The sequence below is a fragment of the Clostridium sp. LY3-2 genome (assembly GCF_024705715.1).
Taxonomy (GTDB): Bacteria; Bacillota; Clostridia; order Clostridiales; family Clostridiaceae; genus Clostridium.
The window spans coordinates 14,577-31,597 of record NZ_JAMDLQ010000029.1 but is presented as its reverse complement, the minus strand read 5'-3'; the positions used below and the strand labels follow the sequence as shown (position 1 = coordinate 31,597).

The window sequence follows — 17,021 nt, the reverse complement described above, 5'->3', positions numbered from 1 at the left end:
ATCCTTTTACGACTTCTTTGTATGGAGTTATTGGAACTACTAATCTTGCATTTATTTTATCTGGATTCATAAAGATACTTCTATCCATCTCTTTAAATGCATAACCTTGATCTAAATCATCTAATCTTACAAAGGCACCAATTTCAGTTCCGTATCCTATTATATCTCCATCTTTAATTTTAAATGTTCCCATATCATCAAATAATATAGTCATATCTGAAATATGCTCTTCACTTAATGTTCTAAATGCCTCTAAACTCTCTGACTTTCCAGCACCACTATCTCCCATTATTACAACATTTGCAGTCTTTCCATCTTTTAAAGTTATATTAACCATAGCACCATGTATAGGAAGACATTTCTTCTTCATCATTTTAAGGTTATGAAGAGTTAATGTCATCTTTTTTAAGTATCCAAAATAATCTACATCTTCTGAGTGGCTAACATAGCCTACCATTATATCATTATCTAGATCATCATAAAATACTGTGTGAAGTTCTTCCCCATCCTCTTTTGCACCATATACATAAACTATATCTGGCTTTGTTCCTCGACATTCTTCTTTTCTAGCCATTTCAAAAAGGTTGCAAAGAGTGATTCCGTGTTCCATAAAGTCTCTATGAAAATAAATATAAGCTAGTGATTCTCCAACTTTAGCAGGATAACAGAACCAATGGTCTTTATTTATATTTGCATATTTTAAAGGATTTTCCTTAGTTTCACTAAACATACCTTTTCTAGTATTTCTTTTTGGGTAAGTTATAAAAGGTGTCTCAAGTAAAATACTATCTATAAATGGAATATCTTCTAAAACTTCATATCCTCTTGGAATAGGCCATAAAAGTTTATTTATCATAATACAAGAATTCCCACCTACTGGTATTTGTCTAAATACCTTTGGTTGAACTCCTAAAACATTCTTTTCTACTTTTCTATATAATCTTAATATTAATTTTGATAATCCGTCGTTTGCCTCTGTAAAATTAACTTGTGCTAAGCCGTTATCAACTTTTCCCCCATGGATAACAGCATATCTTTCAAGTCTTCTCCAAAGTAAATAAAGCTCTTCTATCATTCCTATAAATTCGTCTTTATTAGATAATAGCTCTTCAAAATCATCTCTATCTTCTATAATTTCTTGAACATCCATAACTGTTAAATATTTTATTACCTTATTAAGTTTCTTTCTAAGTGATATTACATCGTCTGTTTTTAATGATTTACTTAAATATCTAAAACTTAAAGTTTTCTTTTCTTTAACCTTTTTTAAATACAGTTCAAGTACACGTCTAAACCCTTCACTTTCTATTAGTCCCTCAAAAGTAACACAGTATTTTGAAGTAAAATTGATTAATACTTTATCATTGCTTATTGAAAATTCTTTTCTCATTTAACTAACCCCTTTTGAAATTTTTTATATTTAAAAATTGCATTTATTTGCTTTTTTTCATCTTTTACGGTTATTATAGCATACAAAATGCAATTTTGAAAATATATTTTTTTCATTTTACCTAAATAGTCTATATATAAAATACATATGTCTACAATTTTCCGTCTGAGTTTCGTTTACAGTTTAAACTTTTTATGTAAATTACTGTATTTATATATCTAAAAATGTTTTATATTAAAAATAAAAAAACTTAGCAAATTTTTGCTAAGTTTTTCGAATTTAAACTTTTATTCTATTTTCTTTTACTATCTTTTCTAATTCTTCTGTTAGATTTTTTTCCTCTTCTTTAGTTAAAGACTCTGTATCTATAGCTTTACCAAAGACTATAGTTACTTTGCCTGGTATAAACGATCTATTATCTTCAAAACATTTTGAAGTACCATCTATTGATACTGGCACTATTTTAACCTTTGCCTTTGTAGCAAGCTTCATGCTTCCTTTTTTAAATTCATGAATTTCTCCATCTTTTGACCTTGTACCTTCTGGAAATATTGCCATATTATATCCCCTTTTAAGATATTCAACTCCCTTTGTAATTACTTTTACAGCATCACGAGGATTTGATCTATCAAGCGGAACACAGTTCATACTTTTTACCCAAAAACCTAGTATAGGTACCTTTAATACTTCCTTTTTTGCAATAAACCCTAAATCTTTTTTGCAAGCATACCTTAAAACTGGTATATCTAAAATACTTTGGTGATTACCTATAAATACACAGGTCTCTTTTGGAATATTTTCTTCTCCCTCAATTTGTATATCCATCCCAACAGTATTTATTGTAAACTTACACCATTTTAAAAATACATCATCACCATACTTAAAAGCCTCATCTTCACCATACTTTTTAAGTATGTGGTTAAATTTTATTCCTTTAATTCTTAACCCTATCATATAAAGTCCATACTTTATATATTTAAAAATTTTCATTTATTTATCACCTCTAAAATTACATACCATGTATAAAATTATTTTTTATCTAACTACACTATTATATAATGGTATAATAAAACAGTCTAGACTTATACTTAAAGGGAGGAATATATGAATAAAAAATTCAAATTATTAATTTCTATATTTGTAGTTTTTTCATTAACGTTTTTAGTGTCTTGTAATACTTCTAAAGAAGCAAGTACTAACACTTCTAGCGATATAAAAACCGAAATGAAAGTACATTATATAGATGTTTCACAAGGGGATAGTGAGCTAATCCAAGTTAACGGTAAAAATATGCTAATAGATTCTGGATCTAGATCAAGCGAAAAAGATTTAATAAACTATTTAAATAGTTTAAAGATAAAAAAATTAGATTACGTTATAGCAACGCATCCCCACGAAGATCATATAGGGAATATGGATGAAGTAATTAAAAACTTTGAAATTGGTGAGTTTTATGCTCCAAAAGTAACAACAACAACTAAAACTTTTGAAGATATGATTAAAGCTCTAAAATCTAAAAACTTAAAAATAAATGTTTTAAATGAAAATACAAATAGCATAGACCTTGGTAAAAATACAAAGGTACAAGTATTTTCTCCTAAAGAGGATTTCAAAGATAAAGATTTAAATAACTACTCACCTATTATGAAAATTACATATGGTAAGAACTCATTTTTATTTACAGGAGATGCTGAAACCCCTGTAGAAGAATATGTTTTAAGTAAAGGCTACAATATAAGTTCTGATGTATTAAAGTCAGGCCACCACGGTTCTAAAACATCTTCTTCAGAGAAGTTTTTACAAAAGGTTGACCCGTCAGTTACTATCATTTCTTGTGGTACAAACAATAAATACGGACACCCAAACAAAGAAACTTTAGAAAAACTTTCAAAAGTTAAAAGTAAAGTTTATAGAACTGATAAAGACGGAAATATTGTATTAATTAGTAATGGAACTGATATAGTTAAAGAAAAATAATAAAAGTACAAGCTTTGCTTGTACTTTTATTCTATTAAATAGCCTCTTCCTTTAATCGTCTTAACTACATCACTTTTTAGCTTCTTTCTTAAATTTTTAATTTGTGCATCTACTATTCTATCTGTCCCAAAATAATCATAGCCCCAAACTTTATCTAAAATTTTTTCTCGACTTAATATATTTCCTTTATTTAATATTAAAATCTTAAATATTTCAAATTCCTTTTTAAGTAGATTTAAGTTTTCTTCATTAAATTTTACTATGCACTTTTCTAAATCTAAAGTATATTCTTTGTGATTTAGAATCTCTTTATTTAATTTATTTGCCCTTCTTAAAATAGCCTCTATCCTAATTAAAAGCTTATTTGGAGAAAAAGGCTTAGTTATATAATCATCTGTTCCATTTTTAAATGCTTTTATTTCTATTTCTTCACTATCTAGGGCTGTAATTATGAGAGCTGGATTACTTGAAACAGTTCTAATTTCTTTTAAAATATCTAACCCGTTGCCTTTTGGAACCATTATATCTATTATATAAAGGTCATACTCTTTTTCATAAATTTTATTTGTAGCAGTTTCTCCATCAAAACAAGTTGTTACGTTAAATCCGTTATAAATCAAATAACTCTCTATTATTTTATTTAAATTTTTATCATCTTCTAAAACAAATATATTTAATCCCAAGTGTATTCCCCCTTTAAGTTTATTTTAAATAAAACCCCTTCTTTATAATTATTAAAATAATAGCTATACCCTAATGCATCTAAGCATTCTTGTACTACATATAGACCTATCCCTCTTCCTGTAGTTTCTTTTTTATTAGAACCTCTATATAAAGGCTTAAATAAAAAGTTTAAATCTTCTTTTGTTAATCCTTCACACTCATTATAAAAGTGTAACGTAAATCCCTTTGAATAAATTCTTACTTTAGAATTATTGTTTGCATATTTAAAAGAGTTTTCAATTATATTAACTAAAGCTCTCTTAAGTAATCTTTTATCTGTAAAAACAGTTAGTCTTTCGTCTATATCTAAGTTTAATATCAAATCCTTATTATAGATGAATTCTTCAAAGCCGTAAGCTATTTCATCTATAAGTAAATTAATATTAATCTCTTCCCTTCCTTTAAGTTTACAATCCATCTTAGTTACATCTAGCATTTCATTAGAGATCTGACTTAATCTTTCTGAAAGTTTTCTACATTCTCTTATATATTTATCTCTATTAGTATAGGGATAAACTAAGTCAAGCATCCCTTCTAAAATTCCATTAAGCCCACCTATAGGTGTTTTAATTTCATGAGATAAACTTAGCATAAGCTGCCTTTTATATGTTTTCTCTTTTTCTAAAGTTTTTAAGTTAGAATCATAATCTTCGTGAAGTTTATCTATCTTTTCAGTAAGGATAGTAAACTCATCTCTAACTACACTTTCACTATATCTATAATCCTCTCCCTTAAAAATTGAATCTATGTATTTATTTACTCCTGATATCTTTTTATATAAAACCCTTGATAAAAATAAAGATATGCTTAGATTTGATATGATAATAAAAATAGAATAAACTACTAAAATCACAATTATTTTTTTATCATCTTCTATACCTTTGTCTAATTCAGTTAATAAGTTAAAGATTAAAATATTTCCTAAAAACAATGATATAAGAGTACATATAACTGAATATAAAATTATTTTACTTTTAACGCTTAGCCTCATTTCTCCCCCTAATTTTAATTAGGCCATGCTAAAAATAGCATGACCAAAATTTTACCCTATCACTTCTTTAAATAGATCTTCCGCTTCTTTAGAAGTTTCACTCATAACCTTTTTATAAAATTCTAATTGAGTTTCACCTTCTTTATATTCTCTAACTAAAACATTATCGATTTCTCCATCTCTAATTAAAACAACCTTATCACAATAACTTCCCATAAGTTGATCGTGAGTTACCATAACTACTGTTATTCCCTCTTCTAAGTTTAACTTTTTTAAAATATCTAAAATCTCGATAGATTTTTTAGAATCTAAAGCACCTGTAGGTTCGTCTGCAAAAATTATTTCTGGTTCGTTACTTAAAGCCCTAGCTATAGAAACCCTTTGCCTTTGTCCTCCTGAACATTCAGAAGGGTATTTTTTTAAAATATCTTCTATCCCAAGTTTTTTACTTAAGCTATTTACTTTATTTATAGATTCCTCTTTATCTTTTCCATTTATTATTAAGGGAGCCATTATATTTTCTTCATTTGTTAAAGTCTCTAAAAGATTACACTCTTGAAATATAAAACCTATATTCTCTTTTCTAAATTCACTTATTTCGTAATTTGCCATATTTTTTACATTTTTATCTTTTAGATAAAGTTTCCCTTTAGTAGCCTTATCAATTGTAGATATTATATTTAAAAACGTTGACTTCCCAGAACCTGAAGGACCCATAACCCCTATAAATTCTCCATAATTTATATCTAAATTAATATCAGAAAGTGCTTCGTATTTATTTTTATATTCTCCATAAACTTTATATACATTTTCTAATCTAATTATTCTCTCCATAATTTACTTCCCCCCTTAAGTCTAAACCTTCCTTTTTTAAAACTTCTTTTTCACTCTTTTTATATAAATCATTTTCAATTTTTATTTTCGTATAATTCATAACAATAATAAAAGATATAGTTATAGGAATTAACAATATTCCTATTAGTAGTAGTCCATAAGACACTTCAGAAATTTTACAAAGACTATAAACTATTATATTACCTAAAATTATTATCATAGGAATCCCAAATAAAAATGTAAAAACAATTATCATTTCTTTTCTAACTATCTCTAAAACTTCACTTTTAGTAAATCCTAAAAGGTCTAGCTTTTTTGCTCGGCTATAAACATTTGAAAAGTTTAAAATACATCTATATACAATACCTGTACAAATAATAAAGCTCATTAAAGTAATTACAATAATTATATTTTCTTTCATACCTTGAAAGTTATATATTTCCATACCAGCTTTAAGTAATATTACTATAGATGTAACAAAGAGTATTATAAATAAATTAACTTCTTTTACGTTAGATAAACCATTAGACCAATAGATCATTCTTTTTCTCTTATATAAATACCCTGTCCTTTTTAACAAATTCAATAGATCTTCTTTTATATAATTAAGTCCAAAAATTGATATTATACTTATTATAGTTAAAAGATATAATAACCCATCAGCTCCTTTAAATGTAGGATTTGTAAAGGCAAAAATCAAAGGCAAACTAATTAAAATTAAAATTAAAAAAACTGGAATTTTTATAATTCTCTTATCATCTAATCTTCTCTCTTCTTCTCCTTTTAAAAGCCCGATAATATCATTTCTATAAACATATCCTATATCTAAAAAACTAACTATTATAAGTTGTAATAAACAATAAACTACACTTACAGATATTACTTCTAGATTGAAGAATAATATAGATGAATCTACACCCATTATCATATATATTACTTTATTAAATATTGGAGAAATTAAAAATCCTATGAAGCACCCAACTAATGCACCTCCAAAACAACTTCTTAAGTTTGTGTAAAGCAAAAATCTAAGTGCATCAACAAAACTTCCTCCACTATAAATTAAAAAAGCTAATGATTTAGATTTCTTTTTGATAAAGATATAATTACATAATACGATTACAACTGTTGCAAAAATTAAAAGAATCAAAACATTTTCACGCATTACATATTCTAATGATAATTTTGCAATTGTTTCAGGATAATAATAACTTGCAGGAACATACCTCTCTACATATCCTGACTTTGGATAGATATTATAATTATATATCATATTTATAATATTAAATAAACAGATACTAATTATGATAATTACTCCAGTAAACAAATTATTTTCTTTTTTTTCAGAATTAAAAATATTTCGAGTAAATGAATAAATCCCCATTCCCTTTCTCCTTTCCTCTTATTACCATTATAATAAATCTTCAATATGAAATTAAAATGAAATAGATAAAAAAAAGCAAATTCTAAATCTAGAATTTGCTTTTTTAAGTATTTATTATTAAATTAAATTTCTTCTATTTCTTCGTTTAAGACTTCTATTTCCTCATCTAAAACTTCTGTTTCTTCTTTTATATATTCATTCCAAGTAGTAAATATATAATATAGATTAACTACATCTTGTTCGTTATATAGGAGAATTTTTTGAATTTTACCTTCTGGCATTCTTTTTATATAATCGCTATCTTTTAAAACCTTATGGAAAGTCTTAGCTAAATTTGAACCACTAATAACTTCCCCTTCTCTTTCGATACCAAAAATCTTTTCTAAATTTTTTAGCCCTATAGAAGTCTTCATATATTTTTCGTAATATTTTTGTAAGTCAACTGATTCAAAATTTTCATTAAAATCATATTCAATTGAGTATTTTTTGAATAGGTAGTTAATTACTGTGAAATCATTATTTCCTGAAAAAGTAGATATTCCCTTTTTCCCTTTTTCTTTCATATCTTCAAAATATCTTAATGCTAAAATTAAGATATCTTTTATTTCTTTTTTATTTTCGATCATATATTGAGTAGATGTTAAGGTATTATCTTCTTTATTAAATACACATGCCCCAAATACACCAATACACTTTGGCTTTTTGTAAACATAATGTTCTAAATCAAAAAATATTATATCCTCAGGCATTAAATTATTAGTTGTTTCTAAAAACTTTTCTTTAATTCCTCTTTCTACATTAATAATGTCCTCTTTTATAATCACAGCACCACTCTTTTCTACTCAACAATTTGAATTTCGTCTACATTTAATTTATATGTTACGTCTTTTCTTTCAACTATAACATTTATTTTTGATTTTAATTCTTCATCATTCATAACATTTTTTAATAGCTCTCTAGTAGGGTTCATGCAATAAGGATTTTGTACGTTACAAAGCATTGTATAATCTCCTGCAGTATCACCATATGCATAACTATTTTTTAAATCTATGTTATATTTTTCAGTAAGTTCGTTTATAGCTTTTTGCTTACTTTCGCTATCCCACATAGGAATAACGTCTCCTGTGTAGTTTCCTTCTTCATCTAAAGTGTAAACTGCACCTTTATAATCATCAAAGTCGTATTTGTTTGCCATTTCGCTAACGAGTTCTAAAGGAGAACCTGAAACTGCAATAACTATATGCCCTTGTGATTTGTGCCATCTTATTCTATCTCTAGTAAAGGTATATACTCTATCACCTTTTTGCTCTATAACTTTTTTAGCTATAAATTCCATCTGATCTTTTTTAAAGCCTTTAATTGCATCTACATATATATCTACCATTTTTAAAAGGTAATCATCGTAATCCCCTTGCCTTTTATCCCACTTTAAAAAATCAGGTCTTACTTCATTATACCATTTTTCTGGTTCTATTAATTCATATTTAATCATCTTTTTAAATACTTCTGTAATTAATCCTTCTCTATAGATAGTTCCATCTATATCGAAAAATGCAGCTATGTTCTTTTTCATCATTATTTCCTCCTTAGCTATATCCTTTCTTAATATTATACTTAATTTCTTCCAATTTGCAAAAGTAATATGAATAATTATTAATAATATTTCATTTGCAAAAATAGGAATTACCCATTGACCTTTTACCTACACTAGAGTATTATAATAATGTTATGATATTGATTTTCATTGTGAGGTGTATGTGATGAACTTAAACGGATTAAGACCTGGCGAGTCAGGTATAATAGAGAAAATAGAAGGTAATAATAAATTAACTAAGAGACTTTTTGCTCTTGGATGCATAGAAGGAACAGAAGTTAAGATGAAAACTGTAGCTCCTCTTGGAGACCCTATAATAATTAATTTTAGAGGATTCGATTTAGCTATCAGAAAAAAAGATGCAGAAAATATTATCTTAAGTGCATAAGGAGGAATTAAACGAATGATTAAAATTGCACTTTTAGGTAACCCAAACGTTGGTAAAACTACTTTATTTAACGAACTTACAGGTTCTAAGCAATACGTAGGAAACTGGCCTGGTGTTACTGTTGAAAAAAAAGAAGGTTACTTTGACGGTAACTCTATTGTAGACCTTCCTGGAATTTATGCTATGGACACCTTTTCTAATGAAGAGAAAGTAGCTAAAAACTTTTTAGAAAATGACGAAGTAGATCTTATCTTAAATATAGTAGATGGATCAAATTTAGATAGAAACCTTTATTTAACTACTCAACTTAAAAAATATAACAAGCCTATAATTCTTGCCATTAATATGATTGATGTAGTTGAATCTAGAGGTCACAAAATAGATTACGATAAACTTTCAAAAGAATTAGATGTAACTGTCATTCCGATTTCAGCTTCAAAGAAAAAGGGATTAGACACTTTAAAAGAAACTATTAAAAATAACTCTTTCAAAACACCTAAAGATTCTTTAGATTATGATTTTAAAACAGAGAAAGAAGCTTATACATACATCGAAAAAGTGGTAAACAAATGTGTACTTAAAAATGATTCAGATTCAAAAACCTTAACGCAAAAATTAGATAAATTTTTATTAAATCCAATTTTAGCTTATCCACTTTTTATTTTAATTATGGTACTTATGTTCCAGTTTACTTTTTCTTGGGTTGGACAGCCTATTTCAGATAAACTAGACTTTTTACTTAACGAATCATTTATGCCGTGGCTTACAAGTGCGTTAGCTAGTACTTCACCTTGGTTCCAATCTTTAATAGTTGATGGTATAGTAGGTGGTGTTGGTGGAATAATCGTATTACTTCCTATTATTCTTGCATTATTTATTTGTATAACTTTCTTAGAAGATAGTGGTTATATGGCAAGAGTTGCTTTCTTAATGGATAAACTAATGAGAAAGATGGGACTTTCAGGTAAAGCATTTATTCCTATGATTGTAGGTTTTGGTTGTACTGTTCCAGCTATTATGTCAGCTAGAACTTTAGAAAGTGAAAAAGATAGAAAACTTACAGCACTTTTAGTTCCTTTGATGTCATGTAACGCAAGACTTCCAGTCTACGCTTTATTTGCATCAATATTTTTCCAAAAGAATCAAGGACTAATCGTTGCATCACTTTATCTTTTAGGAATTGTAGTTGCTTTTATACTTGGAATAATTTTTAAAAGCACTATCTTCAAAAAGGATGAAGAACCTTTTATAATAGAATTACCAAACTACAAGCTTCCTCAATTAAAATCTATCGCTAAACAAACATTTGATAAAGCTAAAGGATTTTTAAAGAAAGCTGGAACTATAATATTTGCAATGAGTGTAGTTATTTGGTTCTTATCAAACTTTAATTTAAACGGAATGGTTGAAAATATAAACGATAGTATACTTGCACAAATCGGTTCTGTAATTGCACCAATTTTCTCACCACTAGGTTTTGGAAACTGGCAATCAGCAGTATCATTACTTTCAGGTTTACTTGCAAAAGAAACTGTTATTTCTACTATGGAAATAATATTTAGAGGTGACTTAAATGTAATTTTACCTCAGTTCTTTACAGCAATTTCAGCATATTCTTTCTTAATATTTATATTGCTTTATATTCCTTGTATCTCAGCTGTAGGTACAATGAAAAAAGAATATGGAACTAAGATGACTCTTTTCTCATGTACTTACTTATTTGTAGTAGCTTGGGTTGTTTCATTTATTTTCTATCACGTTGCAAACTTAATTGTATAGTGTAAAGGAGATGACTTTATGGAAATCTTAATAACAGCTGTAATTGTAGTTATAGCTGCGTATATAATCTATAAAAACATTAAAAAATCTTCTAAAGGAGAATGTAACTGTGGCTCTTGCCATAAAAATTGTCCTTCAAGAAAAAAATAAGATGTGGCTTAAAGCCACATCTTATTTTTTATTCTTTAGAATCTTCTTCTGTTTTATCTTTTTTTACATATTCATTTAGTTCTTTAATGTTTTCATCGCCTAGATATTCGTCTATATCGTTATATCTACTTTTAAAGAAAAGTATTAACTTATCATAGTAAACTTTAATAGTTGCAACTGTAGGTGATGCTAGAAGCATTCCGATAGCTCCAAAGAATCCTCCTCCAATTGTTACACCAAGAATTATTAAAAATGGTGAAATACCAACTCTACTTCCTACTATCTTTGGTTCTAAAAACCATGCATCAAATTGCTGAACTGCAAGTAAAAATACAAATACTATTATTGCAAGCATTGGAGATACAAAAACTGAAACAGTAGCACAAACTACCATCCCAACAAAAGGTCCAAAGTATGGAATCATATTTGTAAATCCTACTATTATCGCAAGTAAAATAGCATATGGAACTTTAAATATTATAAGCCCAACTAAAGATATTATACCTATTATTAGTGAATCTAAAGCCTTACTACCTATATATAAACCTATCATTTGGTTGTAAGTTCTTAAAACTCCTAGTATGTTTCTAGTCTTTTCTTTTTTAAATACCATTGTCATCATTATTTTAACTTGTTTTATTAAATTATCTTTATCAGCTAAAACATATATTGAACAAAGGAATCCAAAACCTATCATAACTATATCAGCAGTAATGCTAAGAAGTGATCCTGCTAGACCTTCTAATAGAGATATAAAAATTGTTCCGGCTTTTGTAGAAATGTTTGTAATTATATTTAAAACACCAGCATCTTTTAAAATAGTATACATTTTATCATCTTGAAGAGCTGAATTTATCCAACCTTGAACAGTAGTTATATATTTTGGAACTTCTGTAGTTATTGAAATTATACTATCTATTACAACTGGAACTACATAAACTCCTACAAGTACGATAATTCCTGTAACTAAAACGTAAGTCAGTAATACTGCTAACCCTCTTTTTAGTTTTAATCTCTTTTGGAATAATTTCATTATCGGATTTAAGACATATGCAAATACAAATGCATATATAAAAGGCATAATCACACTAAAAAACTTACCAATAAAATCTAATATCTTTGAGTGGTTTACAAATATTTCGTACCCAACAAATACTACAAGCACTAGTAAGATTATGTCTTTTATCTTAATGTTTCTATCTAGTCCTAAACGCACTTTAACCTCCCCCTTATCTATTTAGTTTTATTATCTAATTGATTATACCATATTAAATTGTTAAGGACTTTAATAAATACTTAAGTTTTTATATTTAACATATTTTTAGCAATTGTCCTTATTTCTTAAATAATTGACTTATTTCTTAATTTTATACTTCTTTTACGTAAAAAAAAGAAGCCAATTAAGGCTTCTTAAATTACATTTTTTCAACTACCTCTATACCAAGTAATCCTAAACCATTTTTAATAACTTGTAAGCTTGCTTTAACAAGGCTTAATCTTGCTATTTTAAGGTTTTCGTCTTCTAAATTTAATACAGAATGAGCGTTGTAGAACTTATTAAATGCTTTAGCTACTTCTATAACGTATCTTGAAATAACTGAAGGCTCTAATTTTTCTATTGCTTGGTGTATATTCTTTTTGAAGCTTTCAAGAGATTTGATTAATTCAAATTCTTCTTTTGAGTTTAATAGTGAATAATCAGGGTTTTCTAAGTTTATACCATTAGCTTTTTCTAATATACTATTACCTCTAGCGTATGAGTACTGAACGTATGGCCCAGTTTCACCTTCAAATGAAAGAATCTCTTTCCAATCAAATATTATATCTTTTTCTCTTGAGTTTTTAAGGTATGTGAATAAAACTGCACCGTACCCTATCTTTTTAGCAACTTCTTCTTTGTTTTCAAGGTCAGGATTCTTTTCATTTATAACTTCAAGTGTTTTTGAAACTGCTTCACTTAAAAGTTCATCTAAAAGAATAACCTTTCCTTTTCTAGTTGACATTCCTCCGTCTGGGAATTTAACTAATCCAAATCCTACGTGAACACAATCTTTTGCCCACTCTTTACCTGCAAGTTCTAACACTTTAAAGAATTGTTTAAAGTGAAGTGCTTGAGGTGAACCTACTACGTATACACACTTATCAAAATCATAAGTATTTTTTCTGTAGTTAGCTGCAGCTAAATCTCTAGTTGCATAAATAGTAGCACCGTCACCTTTAAGAACTATGCAAGGTGGCATGTTGTATTCGTCAAGCATTACAACTTGAGCTCCATTACTTTCAACTAAAAGGTTCTTTTCTTTTAATTCATCTATTATAACTTGCATTTTATCGTTATAGAATGCTTCTCCAGCTAAAGAATCGAATTTAACGTTAAGTGCATCATATACTCTATCGAATTCTTTTAAGCTTAGAGCTCTAAATCTTTCCCAAAGTGCAGTTGCATCTTTATCTCCGTCTTCTAATTTTTTAAAGTACATTCTTCCTTCATCTACTAATGAAGGATCTTTTTCAGCTTCATCGTGGAATTTAACATAAATTCTTAAAAGTTCAGTTATAGGATCCTTTTCTAAAGCTTCTTCGTCAACCCATCTGTTGTAAGCTGAGATTAGTTTACCAAATTGAGTTCCCCAGTCACCTAAGTGATTTAACCCAACTACTTTATAACCTTCTTCTTCGAATAGTTTATAAAGTGAGTTTCCTATTGAAGTTGAGAATAAATGCCCTACGTGGAAAGGTTTTGCGATGTTTGGTGAAGAATATTCAACGCAAACAGTTTTACCTTCTCCTATTTTTGATTTACCGTAGTCATTACCTTCTTTTAGTATAGTTTCAATAGTTTCTTTAGAAAAAGATGCTTTATCTACAAAAAAGTTAACGTAAGGTCCAAAAGCTTTTACGTTTTCAAAACCTTCTCTATTTATCTTCCCTGCAATCTCTTCTGATATCATATTTGGAGCTTTTCTCATAACCTTTGCTAATTGGAAGCAAGGAAAAGCGTAATCTCCCATTTCTGATTTTGGTGGTATTTCAATTAGTTTTTTAATATCTTCAACGTTTAGTTCAACATTATCTTTAATTCTTTCTGCTATTAGTTCTTTATAATCCATTTTGTATCCTCCTTTAGTCTATCTTAAAATATAAAAAAACCGCCTCTTAATAAAAATTAAGAGACGGAAATATTTCTAAATTATCCGCGGTACCACTCTACTTGCATAAAGTACATGCCACTTTTTTTGGTAACGCAAGAAAATATATCTTGCGGCAATCCCTACTCTTTTCGGGTGCTTCTCAGAAGGCTCTGTTTCAAATAACTTATCTTATAAGGCTTACACCATTTCCTTACTCGCTTTAAGAATAGATCATTTTACTTTTCCTCGTCATAGAATTTATATAATTAGCTATCTTTAAGTTATTATACAAAATAAACTTAACTTATGTCAATAATAATAACAAATTTTAGTGCATTTATTTTGACTAAAAAAAATTCATTTTTATTTAACCTTCATTTTTATCTTTCAAATATATTTTATTAATATTTTGGTGTATAATACACGTAAATGTATTTTTTTATTAAGGAGATAAATATGAATAGAATAGGTATTATTGAGATAGGGGCAAATTCTGTTACCCTAATGCTTAGTGAAGTAGATGATGATGGTTATTTTAGAATTATAGATGAACTTAATACATCTATAAGATTATATTCTGATTTAATGGATGGAGATGAGCTTTCAAGTGAAAAAATGAACTCTGCCTTATCTACATTAAGATCTTTTAAATCAATGTGTGAAATCACAGGAGTTAAAAAAATTATTGCTGTTATGTCAGATTCTATTAGAAAGGTTTCTAATAGTTCTGTTTTAGTAGATTTAATTAAAAACGAACTTTTAATTGATATACAACCTTTAAAAAGTGATAAGGAAATATATTTTTCTTATCTTGGTGTAACTAACAGCTTATATATAAAAAATTCTTTAATTATAGATATAGAAGGAGCCTCAACTCATCTTTTATGGGTTAAAGATGATGAAATTAAAGAAAAGGCTACTTTACCTATAGGTTCTTTAAGCTTAACTAACGAATTTAACTTAAGAGATAGAATAAAGGTATCTGATATAGATTCATGTAAAGAATATATAAAAGAACTTTTAGAATCTTCTCCTTGGCTTAAAGAAAATAAATTTGATTCAGTAGTTGGAATCGGTGGTACTTTTCAAGTTATAAGTAGAGTTGATAGAAAAAGAAAAAGATATCCTTTAGATATAGCTCATAACTATGTTTTTAGCGATATAGACGTTCACGAAATTTATAACATTTTAAAAGTTAAAGATTTAAAACAACGTAAGGCTATAAATGGGTTACCTATAGATAGAGCTGATATTATTGTAGGTGGTTCAATAATTATAGATAGCGTTTTAAAACTAACTAAAACCCAAAGAATAGTAACTTCATTAAACGGTGTTCGTGAAGGTATAATGTATGATTACTTAGCTAAAAACTACAACTACGAAAAAGATATTTTAAATTATTCAATACTTGGAATATCTAAAACTTTAAACATTAATAAAACTCATGCAGGTAATGTTTACTGGCTTTCAAAAACTCTTTATGAAGCTCTTTTACCACTTCATAGATTAACAGATGAAACTTACAGTAAAATACTAAAAACAGCATCATTACTACACGATTGTGGAATTAGTGTAAATTACTACAACCACCACAAACATAGTTTCTATGTTATATTAAATTCACCTATAAATGGTTTAGACCACAAAGAGCTACTTATGAGTGCAGCTGTTGCAGCTTCTCATAGAAATAACGACTACGCACTTCCTCTTCCACCATTTACATCAATTATAAATAAAATTGATTTAACTTCAATAGAATCTTTAGGTGTAATCTTAAAGATTGCTGAAAGCTTAGATAGAAGCTTAGAAGGTGCTGTAAGAAACCTAGAAGTCGTAATAACTGATGACTCTGTAAAACTTTTACTTACTTCAAATCTTGATTTAGAATTAGAGATTCGTCAAGCATCAAGGGCTAAGAGAGCCTTTAAAGAAATATTTAGAAAAGATTTAATAATAGAAAAAGTATAAAAATTAGAGCTTCCCTATTTTAGGGAAGCTCTAATTTTATATCATAAGTAATAATTTTAATATGGTAGATGAAATATTTAAAATTATATTAAAGATAAAGTTTGTTGGAATGCTTATTATTGGTCCTGCAAAGACAATAACTGCAATTAAAATTACAAATTGATATCTATATAATTTTTCTTGTATTTCATAAAACCCTTTGATTTTTAAATCTCTTAAAATACTAAATCCATCAAGTCCAGGTAATGGTAGTAAGTTAAATATTCCAAGGATTATATTTAAGCTTATTGCAGACATAAACATTTTGTTTAAAACTACAAATAACCCTCCTGTAAGTAATCCCTTAAGACCTAATATAAGTAAGATAGGATATATTACTCCAAGTATTAATGCAACTAAGAAGTTTGATAAAGGACCTGCAAGGCTAACCTTTAAGTCATCTTTATAGTAATCTTTAAATGCATTTGGATTAACTTGAACTGGTTTTGCCCAACCTATTCCAAGTACTAAAAAGCAGATTAATCCAAATGGGTCTATATGAGCTCCCGGATTTAAAGTTAATCTTCCTTGAAACCTTGGAGTTTTATCTCCTAATTTATCTGCAACTAAAGCATGTGCATATTCGTGTACAGTTAGTGCAATTATAATCCCAGGTATTGAGATTAATATTTTTTGTATGAAATCCATCTAAACTCTCCTATTCGTTTTAAGT

The 17,021-nt window shown here is 27.7% G+C and carries 16 protein-coding genes and 1 other annotated feature; of the genes, 5 read left to right on the top strand and 11 right to left on the bottom strand.

Annotation, left to right across the window (positions count from 1 at the left end):
• Together M4I33_RS09875 and M4I33_RS09870 are read right to left on the bottom strand one after the other, a co-directional pair.
• The coding region (locus tag M4I33_RS09875; protein WP_257916630.1) for a phosphoenolpyruvate carboxykinase at positions 1-1,390 on the bottom strand (1,390 nt) is incomplete at its 3' end.
• A 279-nt stretch (positions 1,391-1,669) separates the two neighbouring features.
• Positions 1,670-2,380, bottom strand: coding sequence for a 1-acyl-sn-glycerol-3-phosphate acyltransferase (locus tag M4I33_RS09870; RefSeq protein ID WP_257916629.1), 711 nt, complete (start codon positions 2,378-2,380; stop codon positions 1,670-1,672).
• Positions 2,381-2,494: 114 nt separating this feature from the next.
• Here M4I33_RS09870 and M4I33_RS09865 point away from each other — a divergent pair, with 114 nt between their 5' ends.
• On the top strand, positions 2,495-3,367 hold the full coding sequence (locus M4I33_RS09865; RefSeq protein WP_257916628.1) for a ComEC/Rec2 family competence protein: 873 nt from the start codon (positions 2,495-2,497) through the stop codon (positions 3,365-3,367).
• 26 nt (positions 3,368-3,393) lie between these two features.
• Here the strand turns inward: M4I33_RS09865 and M4I33_RS09860 are convergent, their stop codons facing one another.
• From M4I33_RS09860 to M4I33_RS09835, 6 genes are all read right to left on the bottom strand, one after another.
• Positions 3,394-4,050 carry a response regulator transcription factor gene (locus tag M4I33_RS09860; protein WP_257916627.1) on the bottom strand — a complete coding sequence of 219 codons (657 nt, stop codon included), beginning with the start codon at positions 4,048-4,050 and terminating at the stop codon, positions 3,394-3,396.
• Entirely contained in the window at positions 4,041-5,081 is a 1,041-nt protein-coding gene (locus M4I33_RS09855; protein WP_257916626.1) for a HAMP domain-containing sensor histidine kinase, read from the bottom strand. The genes M4I33_RS09860 and M4I33_RS09855 overlap by 10 nt, the downstream gene beginning before the upstream one ends.
• Positions 5,082-5,132: 51 nt before the next feature.
• Positions 5,133-5,915, bottom strand: coding sequence for an ABC transporter ATP-binding protein (locus M4I33_RS09850; RefSeq protein WP_257916625.1), 783 nt, complete (start codon positions 5,913-5,915; stop codon positions 5,133-5,135).
• Entirely contained in the window at positions 5,899-7,299 is a 1,401-nt protein-coding gene (locus M4I33_RS09845; RefSeq protein WP_257916624.1) for a hypothetical protein, read from the bottom strand. The genes M4I33_RS09850 and M4I33_RS09845 overlap by 17 nt, the downstream gene beginning before the upstream one ends.
• A gap of 122 nt (positions 7,300-7,421) precedes the next feature.
• The gene (locus tag M4I33_RS09840) at positions 7,422-8,123 is read right to left on the bottom strand and encodes a ribonuclease H-like domain-containing protein (protein WP_257916623.1); all 702 of its coding nucleotides are present in this window, start codon (positions 8,121-8,123) and stop codon (positions 7,422-7,424) included.
• Positions 8,124-8,137: 14 nt separating this feature from the next.
• Positions 8,138-8,875: an HAD-IB family hydrolase gene (locus M4I33_RS09835; RefSeq protein WP_257916622.1), complete on the bottom strand. Its 738-nt coding sequence runs from the start codon at positions 8,873-8,875 to the stop codon at positions 8,138-8,140.
• 184 nt (positions 8,876-9,059) lie between these two features.
• Between M4I33_RS09835 and M4I33_RS09830 the strand changes: the two genes are divergently transcribed.
• The 3 genes from M4I33_RS09830 to M4I33_RS09820 are packed head-to-tail and all read left to right on the top strand — an operon-like array spanning position 9,060 to position 11,210.
• Entirely contained in the window at positions 9,060-9,281 is a 222-nt protein-coding gene (locus M4I33_RS09830) for a ferrous iron transport protein A (RefSeq protein WP_257916621.1), read from the top strand.
• A 15-nt stretch (positions 9,282-9,296) separates the two neighbouring features.
• The gene (gene feoB / locus M4I33_RS09825; RefSeq protein WP_257916620.1) at positions 9,297-11,060 is read left to right on the top strand and encodes a ferrous iron transport protein B; all 1,764 of its coding nucleotides are present in this window, start codon (positions 9,297-9,299) and stop codon (positions 11,058-11,060) included.
• Between the two features lie 18 nt (positions 11,061-11,078).
• The gene (locus M4I33_RS09820; protein ID WP_257916619.1) at positions 11,079-11,210 is read left to right on the top strand and encodes a FeoB-associated Cys-rich membrane protein; all 132 of its coding nucleotides are present in this window, start codon (positions 11,079-11,081) and stop codon (positions 11,208-11,210) included.
• Positions 11,211-11,238: 28 nt separating this feature from the next.
• Here the strand turns inward: M4I33_RS09820 and M4I33_RS09815 are convergent, their stop codons facing one another.
• Together M4I33_RS09815 and argS are read right to left on the bottom strand one after the other, a co-directional pair.
• On the bottom strand, positions 11,239-12,426 hold the full coding sequence (locus tag M4I33_RS09815; protein WP_257916618.1) for an AI-2E family transporter: 1,188 nt from the start codon (positions 12,424-12,426) through the stop codon (positions 11,239-11,241).
• 199 nt (positions 12,427-12,625) lie between these two features.
• The gene (argS, locus tag M4I33_RS09810; RefSeq protein WP_257916617.1) at positions 12,626-14,320 is read right to left on the bottom strand and encodes an arginine--tRNA ligase; all 1,695 of its coding nucleotides are present in this window, start codon (positions 14,318-14,320) and stop codon (positions 12,626-12,628) included.
• A gap of 56 nt (positions 14,321-14,376) precedes the next feature.
• Positions 14,377-14,603: a binding site (T-box leader), on the bottom strand.
• Positions 14,604-14,797: 194 nt separating this feature from the next.
• Between argS and M4I33_RS09805 the strand changes: the two genes are divergently transcribed.
• Positions 14,798-16,309 (top strand): Ppx/GppA phosphatase family protein, encoded by a 1,512-nt coding sequence (locus M4I33_RS09805; RefSeq protein WP_257916616.1) that lies wholly within the window; start codon positions 14,798-14,800, stop codon positions 16,307-16,309.
• Between the two features lie 36 nt (positions 16,310-16,345).
• On the opposite strand, the gene M4I33_RS09800 is transcribed toward M4I33_RS09805, so the two are convergent.
• The gene (locus M4I33_RS09800; protein ID WP_257916615.1) at positions 16,346-16,996 is read right to left on the bottom strand and encodes a site-2 protease family protein; all 651 of its coding nucleotides are present in this window, start codon (positions 16,994-16,996) and stop codon (positions 16,346-16,348) included.
• Positions 16,997-17,021: the final 25 nt, after the last annotated feature.

Coding starts and splice junctions, on each gene's coding strand:
- M4I33_RS09835 (WP_257916622.1), bottom strand. CDS start 8,875: ATGATGAAAAAGAACATAGCTGCATTTTTCGATATAGATGGAACTATC.
- M4I33_RS09805 (WP_257916616.1), top strand. CDS start 14,798: ATGAATAGAATAGGTATTATTGAGATAGGGGCAAATTCTGTTACCCTA.
- argS (WP_257916617.1), bottom strand. CDS start 14,320: ATGGATTATAAAGAACTAATAGCAGAAAGAATTAAAGATAATGTTGAA.
- M4I33_RS09855 (WP_257916626.1), bottom strand. CDS start 5,081: ATGAGGCTAAGCGTTAAAAGTAAAATAATTTTATATTCAGTTATATGT.
- feoB (WP_257916620.1), top strand. CDS start 9,297: ATGATTAAAATTGCACTTTTAGGTAACCCAAACGTTGGTAAAACTACT.
- M4I33_RS09865 (WP_257916628.1), top strand. CDS start 2,495: ATGAATAAAAAATTCAAATTATTAATTTCTATATTTGTAGTTTTTTCA.
- M4I33_RS09870 (WP_257916629.1), bottom strand. CDS start 2,380: ATGAAAATTTTTAAATATATAAAGTATGGACTTTATATGATAGGGTTA.
- M4I33_RS09830 (WP_257916621.1), top strand. CDS start 9,060: ATGAACTTAAACGGATTAAGACCTGGCGAGTCAGGTATAATAGAGAAA.
- M4I33_RS09800 (WP_257916615.1), bottom strand. CDS start 16,996: ATGGATTTCATACAAAAAATATTAATCTCAATACCTGGGATTATAATT.
- M4I33_RS09850 (WP_257916625.1), bottom strand. CDS start 5,915: ATGGAGAGAATAATTAGATTAGAAAATGTATATAAAGTTTATGGAGAA.
- M4I33_RS09845 (WP_257916624.1), bottom strand. CDS start 7,299: ATGGGGATTTATTCATTTACTCGAAATATTTTTAATTCTGAAAAAAAA.
- M4I33_RS09820 (WP_257916619.1), top strand. CDS start 11,079: ATGGAAATCTTAATAACAGCTGTAATTGTAGTTATAGCTGCGTATATA.